Below are 13,408 nucleotides of genomic sequence, written 5' to 3'. Positions count from 1 at the left end.
CGACGACGCCGTCAGCGCCGCTCCGGCGGCTTCCGGGTCAGACCTCCGCCGCCCGGTCAAGGGCGAGCGGGTCGACCAGGCCGCCTTCGTCGTCGAGCCGCCCCTGCGCCATCCGGGTCGCCTTCGCGGGCACCGGCGGAACCAGGTCGGCGACGACTCGGAGCGCGCTCAGCACGTCGTCGGGTCGAACGGTAGGGGTTGTCTGCCGAACGACCATGACGAGTATCCCACACGGTTGTGACAAATCCCGTGCATCGTGTCCCGCGTCGCTCGAATGCGCCGGGACCCCCGCCCTGACCTGCGCCGTCGCGACGTCCCCCGGCTCGGCGGCGGCGAAGTCCACCGGCTCGGCGGCGACGGCCTCCGCCGACACCACCGCCGGACGCACGTCGATCACCTTGCGACCGTCCTTGGTGAGCCGCTCGACCTCGACCGACCCGGCCGCGAGGAACGCCTCGACCGCCGCCGCCAGCGCCCCGGGCGACACGCCGGGCAGCTCGACCCGCCAGGCGCTGGCCTCGATCCGCTCGGGCAGCGACCCGCCGGCCGCCTGCACGACCTCCAGCACGTCCAGGCCGGGCGGCAGCACCGCGTCCAGGGCGTCGCGCAGCGCGGCGGGGTCCACGACCTCGACCACCGAGACCTCGACGTACTCGGCCTCGCTGGCCACGCCGGTGGGCGCGGCGCCGACCCACGACACCTTCGGGTGCGGGCTGAAGCCCTGGGAGTAGGCCATGGGTACGCCGGCCCGCCGCAACGCCCGCTCGAACGTGCGGGCGATGTCACGGTGTGAGGTGAACCTCAGCCGTCCGCGCTTGGCGTAGCGCAGCCGGAGCTTCTGCACCGGTGCGGCCGACGGGTTGGGCTGCTGCTGGCGACTCAGTGCTACTCCCCTTGGGTACCGGGTGGCGTCCGTCGGGGTAAGCATCCCAACGGGCCACGCTCCTACTCCAGCGGGACGGTACCTTGGTGCCGCTCGGGGCCGTTGCGCTTGTCTGCTTCGGCGCACGTGGCTACCGTCCGGCACCAGAGGACCACCCCGACGGCCGCTCTTGGAGGTCACCCGTGCCTCTGCTCCGCCGCGTCCACGCGGTCGCGGTCAGCACGGCGCTGCTCGCGACCGGCTGCTTCGCGGTTTCCGCGCACGCCGCCGCACCGGACGGCGTCCCCGCGAGCACCGGGTGCATCCAGCCGGGGCCGACGCTGCGCTACCTGGTCGTGCTGGACCAGGGCACGAGCGCGCCGCTGGCCGACGCCACCGTGGCCGCCGCGTGCGGCGCCAACCTCGGCTTCTACCCGCAGATCGGCGTGGCCGTCGCGGTGTCCGCGGACCCGGGGTTCGCGCGCAAGATCGGCCCGCACCGGGCGTACAGCGCGGAGGCCGACGGGCTGTCCCGCCGCACGGGCGCGCCGGCGCGCAAGCAGGACGAGACGCCCGCCCGGTCGGGCACCCCCGACACGCGCGACCGCACCGCCGAGCAGTGGGACATGGACCTGATCCGGGCCGCCGAGGCGCACGCGATCAGCAAGGGCAGCCGGGACGTGGTGGTCGGCGTCCTGGACTCGGGCGTGGACCCGACCCACCCGGACCTGGTCCGCGCGCTGGACCCGGCGCTGTCGGCCGGCTGCACGACCGGCGTGGCGGACCAGTCCCGCGCCGCGTGGTCGCCGACGACCTCCGCGCACGGCACGCACGTGGCGGGCACCATCGCCGCCGCCGACGACGGCCTGGGCACCACGGGTGTCGCGCCGGACGTGCGGATCGCGTCGGTGAAGGTCGTGGACGACGCCGGCTTCATCTACCCCGAGTACGCGGTGTGCGGGTTCATGTGGGCCGCCGAACGGGGCATGACCATCACCAACAACAGCTACTACATCGACCCGTGGGTCTTCACCTGCCAGAACCAGACCGGCCAGGCCGTGGTGTACGAGGCGGTGCGGCGGGCGGTGGAGTACGCGGGCCGGCGGGGTGTGCTGACCGTCGCGGCGGCGGGCAACGGCGGGGTGGACCTGACCCGGCCGGGCCGGGACGCGCAGAGCCCGACCAACGCCGCGGCCGAGGACGTGAAGCCGCGCCCGGTGGACAACACGTGCCTGGTGCTGCCGGCGCAGCTGCGCAACGTGGTGGCGGTGTCGTCGGTGGGCGCGGCGAAGGTCAAGGCCGGGTACAGCTCGTACGGGCTGGGCGCGGTGGACGTGACCGCGCCGGGCGGTGACCGCAGGCAGCAGCCGGACGGCGCGCAGGCGTGCGTGCTGTCCACGGTGCCGGCGGGCTACGACTACTCGTGCGGCACGTCGATGGCCGCGCCGCACGTGTCCGGGGTCGCGGCGCTGTTGGCGTCCACGCACCCGGACGCGACCGCGGGCGAGCTGAGCCGGATGCTCAACGCGCAGGCCGAGACGCTGGCGTGCCCCGCCGACTACGACCTGAACGGCACGGGCGCGCAGGACGCGTTCTGCACCGGGTACTCCGAGTACAACGGCTTCTACGGCCACGGGCTGGTGGACGCGAAGGCCGCCGTGCGGAACGACGCGGCCGGCGGTCCCCCGGCGGCGCCGAACCGGCAGCGCTAGTCGAACCGGCAGCGCTAGTCGCCCCGGTGCAGCGCGGCGGCGAGGTCCGCGCGGCCGGTGATGCCCAGCTTGCGGTACGCGCCGGACAGGTGCAGCTCGACCGTGCGGCGGGTGAGGAACAGGGCTTCGGCGATCTGCCGGTTGGTCAGGCCCCGCGCGGCCATGCCGGCGACCCGGGTCTCCTGGCGGGTGAGGCCGTGGGCGGTGCCGCGCGCGGTGGCCGGTTCGCAGGCCCGCAGCTCGTCGGCGGCCCGCCCGATGAGCGGCTTGGACTCGCACCTGGCGCTCAGCTCGACGGCCTTGCGCAGGTGCGGGATGGCCCGTTCCGGCTGTCCCCGCCGGCGCAGGCGGGCGCCCAGCTCGAACAGGGCCTCGGCGTGCAGCAGGCGGGCGGCGGACTCGGTGAGGTACTCGACGGCCTTGCGCAGCGCCCGCACGGCCGGTTCGTCGTCACTGGTGAGGCCGACGGCGATCAGCGCGGTGCCCATGGCCCGCGGCGTTCCCCAACGCTTCGCGCGTTCCAGGTCTTCCAGGGCCAGGCGAGCGGCGTCTTCACGCATTCCCAGGGCCAGGTGGGCGCGCACGGCGAGCGCCCGCCACGGCAGGATCGCCGGACTGTCTATCCTGGACGCGGTGAGTCTTCGCCCGCACTCCGACAGGTCCGCGAGCGCGCCGGCCGCGTCCCCGGTGGCCAGCTTCAGCTTGCCCCGCGCGAAAAGCGTGACGTTGTGCTGGAACATCTCCGGCAGCTCGCCCGCGAAACCGTGACGCGCCAACAGGTCCCGTGACTCCTCGAACCGCCCGAGATCGACCAGGACCTCCGCGAGCCTTGCGGCGCAAAGGATCGCCATCGGGCACACGTCCACCGCGTGCAGCTCGTCGAACAGGCGAAGCTGCCACTTCAGGAACGTCTTCGCGCGCACCAGGTCGCCCTTGGCCAGGTAGTCCATGCCGTGCGCGAGCGAGACGGCGGTCCCCTTGCGCAGGTGGTAGTCGTGCGGCTCGGCCTCGCTGCCGATCATCCGGCGGAACCGGTCGGACAGGTCGGGCGCGTCGGCCATGAAGCACGTGCTGACGGCGAAGACGAACGGCTGGGTGAACACGTCCACGCGGTCACCGTCGAGCGCCTCCGCCGCGTACTGCACGGCCTTCTCCGCCGAGTCGCCGCGCAACGCGTGCCCCAGCGACATCAGCGCGGAGTGGACCTGCCGCAGCCGCGGGGAGTTCGGCACCTCCGACTCCAGCTCCTCGGTGAACATGCTGGCGCGCAGGGCGAGCCCGACGTTGTTGCCCACACCGGCCAGGTAGGACATGGTGCGCAGCTCCCACGACTCGTCGTGCTCCTGCGAGCTGAGCCGGGACACCAGTTGCAGCCCGATGGACAGCGCCAGGCGGGCCTCCGGCGCGCTGCACAGCCGCAGCAGCATCGACACGGCCTGGCCGGCGGCGGAGCGGGCGTCGTCGGCGTGCGCGAGGGCGTCGCGCAGCTTGGCCATGCCCTCGGCCTGGTCCACGACGTAGGTGACGTGCACCAGCTCAAGCTGCACGGCGAGGCGTTCGTCGCTGGTCAGGCGTTCCTCCAGGGCGCGTTCCAGGTAGTCCTGGGCGGCGTCGAGGCGGCCGTCGTGGGTGGCCTGGCGGGCGGCGCGGCGCAGCACGTCCACGGCCCACGGCAACGGGATCGCGCGGGCCGCCCGCAGGTGCTCGGCGACGCGGGTGTCCGGCGCCCCGGCGTCGGCCAGCAGCTTCGCGGCGCGGGCGTGGTCGGCGGCGCGGGTGGCGACCGGGAGGTCCGCGAGCACCGAGTTGCGCAGGAACGGGTGCACGAACGCGATCGGGTAGTCGTCGCGGAAGACGTGCAGGCGCACCAGTGCGTCGATGATGCGCAGCGCACGCCGTGGTTCGACACCGGCCATCGTGGCGACGCGGTCCACGGTGGCGTCCGCGCCGAGCACCGCCGTGGCGCGAACCAGTTCGGTCGCACCCTCGTACGGGCGCAGGCACACGCGCAGGATCTGGCCGATGTCGGGTGAGCCGAGGGTGCCGATGTCGGCGTCGGGCGTCAGCTCGCGTTGCAGCGCGCGCAACAGGTAGGGGTTGCCGCCGGTGACCTCGTGGCAGGCGCGGGCGATGGCCGGGTCGCCGAGCAGCTCGCCGACCGCGGCGACGTCGAGGCCGGCCAGCTCGACCGTCGCGGTGTGGCCGCCGGTCAGCTCCGGCAGCGCGACCTCGCCTGCGGGCGACTGGCCGGTGGCGGCGGTGAGCACGACGGCCAGCGGCTCTTCGTGGACGCGGCGCAGCAGGTAGGCCAGGCAGCGCAGGGACCAGCTGTCGGACAGGTGCACGTCGTCCACCGCCAGCAGCAGCGGTCCGCGGCCGAGCGCGCGGCGCACGGCGCGGTGCAGGTCGTCCAGCGCCTCGACCGGGGCGGCGCGCAGCCCGTCGGCGAGCTGGCCCGCGACGCCGCCGCGCAGGTCGCTCTCCAGCCGGGTGGCGCGGGCCGTGGCGACCGCGAACCCCAGCGCGCGGGCCTGGCCGGTGACCGCGTCGAGCAGGGCGGACTTGCCGACGCCGACCTCCCCCGTGACGAACGCCGTCGTCGCGCGGCCGGCGGCGGTGGCGACCAGCAGCGCGCGGGTGGCGCGCAGCTCGGCGTCGCGGCCCACGGTCGGCGTTGGCACGGTTCCTCCGCTCAAGCGTTCGGGGTGGACCACCGTAGGACACCCGGGGTACCGAAGGGTTCGCACCGGTGCGGGCGCATTTCCTTCGGTACCCACCGTAGAGACCGTCGGCCGGGGTTCGGCCAGACTTGTCGGCAGCGGCCGGGGGTCACCCGCCAAAGCGCCGATCCGGTCATTCACTCAATTGCCGCAGGCCGGTTCGGGCGAACCGCTGCCGGACGTTTCCGGTCCACTGCACGTGCATTTCGCGGAGAGCACGGCGAACCTTTTCAGTTCCACTCCCGCAATGCCCGGCGCAGGACCTTCATCCCGTTGTAGACGCGCGACTTCACGGTGCCCTCGGGAATGCCCAGCACCTGCGCCGCCTCGCGGATCGTGCGACCCCGGACGTAGGTCTCGTAGATCGCGGCGCGGTGTTCCTCGCCGAGCCGCCCGATCACGTCGGTGATCACCATGATGGACAGGCGCTGCTCGGTCTCGTCGGCGGCGTGCACGGCGTCGGTGCTGGTCAGCTCCACTTCCTGCGGTCGGGCGCGGCGCGTGCGCCAGCCGTCGATGACGATGCGGCGGGCCACGGTCAGCAGCCAGCCGCGCAGCATGCGCGGGTCGCGGACGAGGGTCTCGGCGTTCTGCCAGGCGCGGATCAGCGTCTCCTGGACGACGTCCTCGGTCCATTGCCGGTCGTGGTTGGTCAGGCCCAGGACGTGGGCGAACAAAGCGCCTTTGAACTGGCCGTAGAGCTGGGTGACGAGTTCCTCGCCGGGCCGCCGGCGGACCTGGTTGCCGTCCACCCACACTCCACCCAAGGAATTCATGCGAACCGAACCTCCTCGAAGTTGGCGCGCGGCGGGGCGAACGAGACGTTCCGTGAACGTACTACACCCGATCGCGTTAATCCACAGTTTCCTGGACGCACCGCGGGTGTTTACGGGTGTTGTAGGGGCCGCAACGTATTGATCGTCTCCGCGGTTCTCCGGATGCCATGTGACACAGATCACATCACGTATTTGAACCGCTGCTCGAACCGCGGACATCGGGGTTCGTACTCCCTCTCTGGAGACCCGCGACTTGAGGGGGAGTCGAATCGTGTCCTCGACCGTGGCGCCGTGGTCCGGCCGGCTGGCGTACGTGGCCATGTGCCTGACCATCTGCTGGGGCGTCCTCACCGCGACCGGCTGGGTGCGGGCGATGCCCGGGGCGCGGGTGACGCACCGGGTGTTGGCGACGTTCAGCGTGGCGCTCGGGGTGACGCACGCCCTCGCGCTGGCCGCCGCCGGCACGGTCGAACCGTTCGCGGTCGTGCTGCCCTTCGGGCCGCCCCGCCACGCCCTGGGCGTCCTCGGCCTGGAGCTCATGGTCGCGGTGGCCGTGACGGCCGCGCTTCGCGGCGCGGGGTTCTACTGGAACCGGTTACCCGTGCACCGCCTGGCGTACGTGGCGGTGTGGCTGTGCGCGATGCACGCGTGGCTGGGCGCGGCGGCCAACGGCTCGGTGCCGGTCCTGTGGCTGGCCGGCATCACCGTCCTGGTCCCGACGATCACGCTGACCCTGCTCCGCGTCCTGCCCCCGGAGGCGTTGCTGCGCCTGGGCATCCGCAGCGCCCCCGGTGACGCGGAGCCCGCCGCGTTCCGGGTCTCGGTCGACCACGGGCTGTGCCGGCACTTCGCGCTGTGCCAGGCGCAGGCGCCCCGGGTGTTCCGACTGTTGGAGGACGGGACGCTGCGGTACGCGCGCAACCCCGGCCCCGACCAGGCCGACCACGTCGCCGCCGCCGCTCGCGCCTGTCCGATGCGCGCGGTCCGGGTCGTCGACGGGAGCGGGCTACCTCGGGGTTAGCGCCGGGTTGCGCACCGGGGAGCCCTTGCCCACCGGGGAGATCGGCAGCAGGGTGCGCCCCGTCGGGCCCACCTCGATGTCGGTCCCCATCGCCGGGCAGACACCGCAGTCGAAGCACGGCGTCCAGCGGCAGTCGTCCTGCTCGCGCTCGTCCAGCGCGTCCTGCCAGTCCGACCAGAGCCATTCCTTGTCCAGGCCCGAGTCCAGGTGGTCCCAGGGCAGGACTTCCAGCTCCTCGCGCTCCCGGGTGGTGAACCAGTCCAGGGACACGCCCAGCGGCGTCAGCTCGGCCTCGGCGGCGGCCACCCAGCGCTGGTAGGAGAAGTGCTCCGACCACCCGTCGAACCGGCCGCCCTCGCGCCACACCCGCTCGATGACCTCGCCGACGCGGCGGTCACCCCGCGACAGCAGGCCTTCGATCAGCGACGGCTGCCCGTCGTGGTAGCGCATGCCGATGTTGCGGCCCAGCGAGCGGTCCGAGTTCACCGCCTCGCGCAGCTTGCGCAGCCGACTGTCCACAGTGGCCGGATCGCACTGCGCCGCCCACTGGAACGGCGTGTGCGGCTTGGGCACGAACCCGCCGATGGAGATGGTGCAGCGGATGTCCTTGCGGCCACTGACCTCGCGGCCCGCGCGGATGACGTTCTTGGCCATCTCGGCGATCTGCAGCACGTCGTCGTCGGTCTCGGTCGGCAGGCCGCACATGAAGTACAGCTTCACCTGCCGCCAACCCGCGCCGAACGCCGCGCTGACCGTCCGGATGAGGTCCTCCTCGGACACCATCTTGTTGATCACGCGCCGGATGCGCTCGCTGCCGCCCTCGGGCGCGAAGGTCAGGCCCGAGCGGCGGCCGTTGCGGGACAGCTCGTTGGCCAGGTCGATGTTGAACGCGTCGACGCGGGTGGACGGCAGCGACAGCGAGGTGTTCGTGCCCTCGTACCGGTCGGCCAGGCCCTTGGTGACCTCGGCGATCTCGGAGTGGTCCGCGCTGGACAGCGACAGCAGGCCCACCTCCTCGAACCCGGTGGCCTCCAGGCCGCGCTGCACCATCGCGCCGATGCCCTCGATGGACCGCTCCCGCACCGGGCGGGTGATCATGCCCGCCTGGCAGAACCGGCACCCGCGCGTGCAGCCGCGGAAGATCTCCACGCTCATCCGCTCGTGCACCGACTCCGCCAGCGGCACCAGCGGCTGCTTCGGGTACGGCCACGCGTCGAGGTCCATCGTGGTCCGCTTGAACACCCGGTACGGCACGCGCTCGCGGTTGGGCACCACGCGCTGGATGCGCCCGTCGGGCAGGTACTCCACGTCGTAGAACCGGGGCACGTACACCCCGCCGGTCTCGGCCAGGCGCAGCAGCAGCTCGTCCCGGCCGCCGGGCCGCCCCTCGGCCTTCCACGCGCGCACCAGGTCGGTGATCTCCAGGACGGCTTCCTCGCCGTCGCCCAGCACCGCGGCGTCGATGAACGGCGCGATCGGCTCGGGGTTGAACGCCGCGTGCCCGCCGGCCACCACGACCGGGTCGTCGTCACCGCGCTCGTCGGCGCGCAGCGGGATGCCCGCGAGGTCCAGCGCGGTGAGCAGGTTCGTGTAGCCCAGCTCGGTGGCGAAGCTCACCCCGAGCAGGTCGAACGCCTTCACCGGCCGGTGCGCGTCCACGGTGAACTGCGGCACGCCGTGCTCGCGCATGAGCGCCTCCAGGTCCGGCCACACCGCGTAGGTGCGCTCGGCCAGGACGTCCGGCTGCTCGTTGAGCACTTCGTAGAGGATCATGACGCCCTGGTTGGGCAGCCCGACCTCGTAGGCGTCCGGGTACATCAGGGCCCACCGCACGGCGGCGGCGTCCCAGTCCTTGACGGTCGCGTTCAACTCCCCGCCGACGTACTGCACGGGCTTGGACACCCTCGGCAGCAGGGGCTCCAACGCGGGGAAGACGGACTCGACACTCACACGACCAGGGTAACGGCACCTCGACAACCGCTCAGAACAGCGGTCCCGTGATGGTCAGGCCCAGCTCCTCGCCCGCTCCCGCGTAGAGGCCGAAGAACATCAACGCCGCGCCGGCCAGCGACACGTCCTTGCTGAACTGGATGGTCTCGCCCTGCCGGGCCTGCGGGTCGCGCTCCTTCCAGAACGGGTGCATGAGCAACGCCGTGGGCAGCAGGAACAGCACCAGCAGCAGCGCCCCGAGGTCGGCCCACACGCCCAGCAGCACCATCAACGCGCCGACGAGCTGCACCGCGCCGCTGGCCTGGGTGGCCAGGCGCGGCGACGGGACGCCCTTGGACTCGGCGTACCCGGCCATGCCCTCGGTCTGGGTGAAGTGGCCGAACGCCGAGTTGAGGAACAGCAGCACGAACAGGATGCGGCCGACGAGCACGATCACGTCCATGACGACCTCCCGTGAAGGGATGACTGCGTCCAGTGTTGGACCCGGTCAGGAGGTCAGCAACTTGCCCAGCCGCCGGGACGCGACCAGCACCCCCAGCGCGCCCATGACGACCAGGTACAGCACGTGCGCCAGGGCGCCCCAGCCGACCGAGCCCGTGGTCAGGGCCCGCAACAGCTCGATCGCGTGGTAGAGCGGGGTCCACTGGACGACCGCCTGCAGCCACGCCGGGTACACCGACAGCGGGTAGAAGGTCGTGGAGAACAGGAACAGCGGCAGCACGAACAGCTGCACCAGGTCGAAGTCCTGCCACGATCGCATGAACGTGGTCCCGGCCATGCCGACCGCCGCGAACGCCAGCGCCACCAGCAGGCACGCGGGCAGCGCCAGCAGCGCCCACGCCGAGGTGATGAGCCCGAACCCGGCCATCACGGCGAGGAACCCGGCCGAGTACAGGCCGCCGCGCAGCAACGCCCAGGTCGCCTCGCCGACGGCGATGTCGATCGGCCCCATCGGGGTGTTCAGCATCGCCTCGTACACGCGGGTGTACTTGACCTTGGAGAACAGGTTGAACGTCGTGTCGAACACCGCGCCGTTCATCGCGGAGGCGGCCAGCAGGGCGGGCGCGACGAACGCCGGGTACGGCAGGCCGTCCACCGCGCTCACCAGCTGCCCGAAGCCGAAGCCGAGGGAGAGCAGGAAGAACAGCGGTTCGAAGAACCCGGAGACGAACGACGTCCACGCCCGGCGGTACACCAGGTGGGCGCGTTCGACGATGACGTGCGGCCGGCCCGCGTACAGGCCGGGCGGCACGATCCGCAGCAGCAGGCCCCGGCTGGCCGGGGCGCTCTGGTCGAGCGTTCGGGTCATGGGCTGCTCACACCGCCAGTCGTCGGTGGAAGAACCGGCGGCCGAGGAGCACGCCCGCGGCGACCAGTGCGGACAGGTAGGCGAGGTGGCCCAGCGCGGGCAGCACGCCCAGCGTGCCGAACGCGGCACCGCGGGACAGCTCGATGCCGTGCCACACGGGCGTGAGCCAGGCCAGCGGGTGCAGCCAGCCCGGCAGCTGGCTCAGCGGGAAGAACGCGCCGGTGAACAGGGTCATCGGGATGACCAGGAACCGGTAGAGGCCGTTGAACGAGTCCGGCTTCTCCAGGGTGGCGGTGTAGGCGACGACCAGGGCGCTGAACGCCATGCCGGTCAGCACGCCGAACGGCAGCGCGAGCACCGCCCACGGTGACGTCACCGCCCCCAGCAGGCCCGCGACCAGCAGGAACGCGACGCAGCCGAAGGTGAGCTTGAGCGCCACCCACAGCAGCTGCCCGTACAGGACCTGCGCCGGGGTGACCGGGGTGGCGACCATGCCGACGTAGGTCTTCTGCCACTTGAACTGCGAGAACACCGCCCACGACGACTCGAACATGGCGCTCTGCACGGCCGTGGTGACCACCAGCGCCGGGGCGAGGAACACGACGTACCGCTCGCCGCCGGTGGCCGGACCGGCCGTGACCTGGGACCCGAAGCCCATGCCCATCGCGAGCAGGAACAGCAGCGGGTTGACGAACGTGGTGACCGACGTGGACCGCCAGTTCCGGCGGTACCACGTCCACTGGTACTCCAGGACGGCGAGCATCAGTCCACCAACGTCCGGCCGGTGAGGCGGAGGAACACGTCCTCCAGCGAGCTGCGGCGGACCAGGCTGGACGCCGGCCGCACGCCCCGGTGGTGCGCGGCGGACAGGGCGGCCTCGCCGTCGTCGGTGTAGAGCAGCAGGCGGTCGGGCAGCACCTCGACGCGGTCGGCGAGGCCCCGCACGGCGGTCGGGTCCTGCTCGCCGGGCGGGAAGCGCAGCTCCAGCACCTCGCGGGTCGAGTAGCGGCGGATCAGCTCGACCGGCGAGCCCTCGGCGACGATCTTGCCGCCGTCCATGACGACCAGCCGGTCGCACAGCTGCTCGGCCTCGTCCATGTAGTGGGTGGTGATGACGAGGGTGACGCCGTTCTGCTTGAGCCGGAACAGCCGGTCCCACAGCAGGTGGCGGGCCTGCGGGTCCAGGCCCGTGGTGGGTTCGTCCAGGACGACCAGCTCCGGGTCGTTGACCAGGGAGCGGGCGATGGTCAGCCGGCGCTTCATGCCGCCGGACAGCGGTTCCACCTCGTCGTCGGCGCGCTCGGTGAGCTGGGCGAAGTCGAGCAGCTCCGCGGCCTTCTCGCGGACGCGGGCGCGCGACATGCCGAAGTAGCGGCCGTAGATCTCCAGGTTCTGGCGGACGGTCAACTCGGTGTCGAGGTTGTCCAACTGCGGGACGACGCCGAGCCGGGCCCGGATGCGCGGCCCGTCGCGGTTGGGGTCCATGCCCAGCACGGACAGCTCGCCGCCGGTGCGCGGGGACACGCAGGACACCATGCGCATGGTCGAGGACTTGCCCGCGCCGTTGGGGCCGAGGAACCCGAACGCCTCGCCCCGGTGGACCTCGACGTCGATGCCCCGGACGGCTTGGAAGTCCCCGAAGTGCTTGGTCAGGCCTTTGGCGGCGACGAGGGTGGTCACGTTCGTCACGTTAGCGGCGGGGTACGACAGTCCGGGAGCGGTTTTAGGGTTGGCGGCATGGGGATCGAGCTGGTGTGGCCCACCGTCGCGGACTCTTCGCTGCGCGCTTCCGTGCACTCGGTGCTGCACGACGTGGTGGCGGCCGGCGGGGCGATCGGCTGGCAGGTCCCGCCGTCGCGCGCGGAGACCGACGCGTGGCTGGACATGGTGCTGGCGCGGGTGTCGTCGGGCGACGGCGCGCTGGTGCTGGCGCGGGTGGACGGTGTCGTGCGCGGGACGGCGACGTGGCTGCGCTCGACCTCGGCGGTCTTCAAGCACTCGGCGGAGGTGGGCCGGGTGACGACCCACCCGTCGGCGCGCGGGCTGGGACTGGGCCGGCGGCTGGTGTCGGCGGTCGTGGACCACGCCCGTGCGGCGGGGTTGGAGCTGTTGACCCTGGGCGTGCGCGGCAACAACCACGGGGCGATCGAGCTGTACGAGAGCCTGGGCTTCCGCGAGTGGGGCCGCCTGCCGTACGCGATCGCGGTCGGCGACGTGCGGTTCGACGAGGTCCGCATGGCCCTGCGCCTGGGCTTCCAAGAGGGCGTCGTCCTGCACGGCTCGGCCCCCGGCGGCAACGGCTCCTCCCCGTCCCGACGGAGGGACACGGCCCGGATTTCCGACTGAACCCCGGATCCGGCCGTCCCGACGACGGATCCCGCCCCTTCCGGCACGACGCCGCCGGACCCCGGTCGAGCACCTGGGCGCTCGTGGCGCTGGTGGTCTTCCAGTGGGACGGGCGCGGGCCGTCGTCGGCGGGCCGCTCTTCCTGGGTGCCGGTGCGGCTTGTTGATCACGATGGCCCAGTACGCCGGCCGGGCCGGGCACCGGGCCGCCGTTGACGCCGCGAGCGGGCTGACGGGCCGGCCCGACCTCGTCGTCCACAGCACCGAGCAACTGGCCACCACGGGAGCCGACGTGGTCATGCACCCGGCGACCGGTGCCAGCCCAGAAGTACCGCTACCGGTACAGCGACCTGCGTTTGACCATGCGGACGTCGCGTGACCGGCCTGAGTGGCTGTTTGGGAACCCGGTGGGTGGTGTGGCTTTGGTGCGCGGACAGGGGAACTCCTGGTAGATCGGGTGTTGTCTAGGCATCCGGTCGACCAGGAGTTCCGTTGTTATCCTGCCCGATCCCGGGCGGCGTTGTCAGCGCGGGTGGCTGCTGCCGCTTGGCGGCCACGCACCGGCCCGGCATGCGACAGCGCCGCTACCCGACCGATCTCACCGACGCCCAGTGGGCGATCGTGGACGCGCTGCTGCCCGACCCGCCATGGCTGGCGGGCCGGGGCGGACGTCCGGAGAAGCACTGCCGTCGGCTGATCGTGGACGCGATCCT

13 protein-coding genes are annotated in these 13,408 nt (G+C 72.4%); 5 read left to right on the top strand and 8 right to left on the bottom strand.

All coding sequences use genetic code 11. From position 1 onward, the window contains the following. Positions 1-37: 37 nt before the first annotated feature. Positions 38-844 carry a TIGR03936 family radical SAM-associated protein gene (locus AB0A74_RS07575; RefSeq protein WP_358248195.1) on the bottom strand — a complete coding sequence of 269 codons (807 nt, stop codon included), beginning with the start codon at positions 842-844 and terminating at the stop codon, positions 38-40. A gap of 221 nt (positions 845-1,065) precedes the next feature. Between AB0A74_RS07575 and AB0A74_RS07570 the strand changes: the two genes are divergently transcribed. After that, positions 1,066-2,574, top strand: coding sequence for a S8 family serine peptidase (locus AB0A74_RS07570; protein ID WP_358248048.1), 1,509 nt, complete (start codon positions 1,066-1,068; stop codon positions 2,572-2,574). Between the two features lie 14 nt (positions 2,575-2,588). Here AB0A74_RS07570 and AB0A74_RS07565 read toward each other — a convergent pair whose 3' ends face one another. Together AB0A74_RS07565 and AB0A74_RS07560 are read right to left on the bottom strand one after the other, a co-directional pair. Next, positions 2,589-5,288 carry a BREX system ATP-binding domain-containing protein gene (locus AB0A74_RS07565; protein ID WP_358248047.1) on the bottom strand — a complete coding sequence of 900 codons (2,700 nt, stop codon included), beginning with the start codon at positions 5,286-5,288 and terminating at the stop codon, positions 2,589-2,591. A gap of 236 nt (positions 5,289-5,524) precedes the next feature. After that, on the bottom strand, positions 5,525-6,070 hold the full coding sequence (locus AB0A74_RS07560; RefSeq protein WP_358248046.1) for a sigma-70 family RNA polymerase sigma factor: 546 nt from the start codon (positions 6,068-6,070) through the stop codon (positions 5,525-5,527). Between the two features lie 271 nt (positions 6,071-6,341). Between AB0A74_RS07560 and AB0A74_RS07555 the strand changes: the two genes are divergently transcribed. Then, positions 6,342-7,091, top strand: coding sequence for a ferredoxin (locus AB0A74_RS07555; RefSeq protein ID WP_358248045.1), 750 nt, complete (start codon positions 6,342-6,344; stop codon positions 7,089-7,091). Here the strand turns inward: AB0A74_RS07555 and AB0A74_RS07550 are convergent. Genes AB0A74_RS07550 through AB0A74_RS07530 form a run of 5 tightly spaced genes read right to left on the bottom strand, consistent with a single transcriptional unit; the run spans position 7,077 to position 12,039 of the window. Next, positions 7,077-9,041 carry a TIGR03960 family B12-binding radical SAM protein gene (locus tag AB0A74_RS07550; protein WP_358248044.1) on the bottom strand — a complete coding sequence of 655 codons (1,965 nt, stop codon included), beginning with the start codon at positions 9,039-9,041 and terminating at the stop codon, positions 7,077-7,079. The two genes, AB0A74_RS07555 and AB0A74_RS07550, sit on opposite strands and share 15 nt — an antisense overlap. A 31-nt stretch (positions 9,042-9,072) precedes the next feature. Continuing rightward, complete coding sequence (locus AB0A74_RS07545) at positions 9,073-9,483, bottom strand: DoxX family protein (protein WP_358248043.1); 411 nt, start codon at positions 9,481-9,483, stop codon at positions 9,073-9,075. A 45-nt stretch (positions 9,484-9,528) separates the two neighbouring features. Continuing rightward, positions 9,529-10,350 carry an ABC transporter permease gene (locus tag AB0A74_RS07540; RefSeq protein WP_358248042.1) on the bottom strand — a complete coding sequence of 274 codons (822 nt, stop codon included), beginning with the start codon at positions 10,348-10,350 and terminating at the stop codon, positions 9,529-9,531. A 7-nt stretch (positions 10,351-10,357) separates the two neighbouring features. Next, positions 10,358-11,113 (bottom strand): ABC transporter permease, encoded by a 756-nt coding sequence (locus tag AB0A74_RS07535; protein WP_343936000.1) that lies wholly within the window; start codon positions 11,111-11,113, stop codon positions 10,358-10,360. Further along, positions 11,113-12,039 (bottom strand): ABC transporter ATP-binding protein, encoded by a 927-nt coding sequence (locus AB0A74_RS07530; protein ID WP_358248041.1) that lies wholly within the window; start codon positions 12,037-12,039, stop codon positions 11,113-11,115. The genes AB0A74_RS07535 and AB0A74_RS07530 overlap by 1 nt, the downstream gene beginning before the upstream one ends. 48 nt (positions 12,040-12,087) lie before the next feature. Between AB0A74_RS07530 and AB0A74_RS07525 the strand changes: the two genes are divergently transcribed. The 3 genes from AB0A74_RS07525 to AB0A74_RS07515 all read left to right on the top strand — a co-directional run. Then, positions 12,088-12,696: a GNAT family N-acetyltransferase gene (locus AB0A74_RS07525; RefSeq protein WP_358248040.1), complete on the top strand. Its 609-nt coding sequence runs from the start codon at positions 12,088-12,090 to the stop codon at positions 12,694-12,696. Positions 12,697-12,855: 159 nt separating this feature from the next. Beyond that, the gene (locus AB0A74_RS07520; RefSeq protein WP_358248039.1) at positions 12,856-13,074 is read left to right on the top strand and encodes a hypothetical protein; all 219 of its coding nucleotides are present in this window, start codon (positions 12,856-12,858) and stop codon (positions 13,072-13,074) included. Between the two features lie 191 nt (positions 13,075-13,265). Further along, on the top strand, positions 13,266-13,408 hold a 143-nt coding region (locus AB0A74_RS07515; protein ID WP_358248194.1), incomplete at its 3' end, for a transposase.

The organism is Saccharothrix sp. NPDC042600, assembly GCF_040647305.1.
GTDB classification, from domain to species: domain Bacteria; phylum Actinomycetota; class Actinomycetes; order Mycobacteriales; family Pseudonocardiaceae; genus Actinosynnema; species Actinosynnema mutabilis.
Note: the sequence above shows the minus strand (reverse complement) of the source record. Positions and strands in the feature narration are given on the sequence as shown.

What these genes read in the sequence shown, in the direction of transcription:
- AB0A74_RS07525 (WP_358248040.1), top strand. Translation starts at nt 12,088, where the DNA reads ATGGGGATCGAGCTGGTGTGGCCCACCGTCGCGGACTCTTCGCTGCGC.
- AB0A74_RS07560 (WP_358248046.1), bottom strand. Translation starts at nt 6,070, where the DNA reads ATGAATTCCTTGGGTGGAGTGTGGGTGGACGGCAACCAGGTCCGCCGG.
- AB0A74_RS07540 (WP_358248042.1), bottom strand. Translation starts at nt 10,350, where the DNA reads ATGACCCGAACGCTCGACCAGAGCGCCCCGGCCAGCCGGGGCCTGCTG.
- AB0A74_RS07535 (WP_343936000.1), bottom strand. Translation starts at nt 11,113, where the DNA reads ATGCTCGCCGTCCTGGAGTACCAGTGGACGTGGTACCGCCGGAACTGG.
- AB0A74_RS07545 (WP_358248043.1), bottom strand. Translation starts at nt 9,483, where the DNA reads ATGGACGTGATCGTGCTCGTCGGCCGCATCCTGTTCGTGCTGCTGTTC.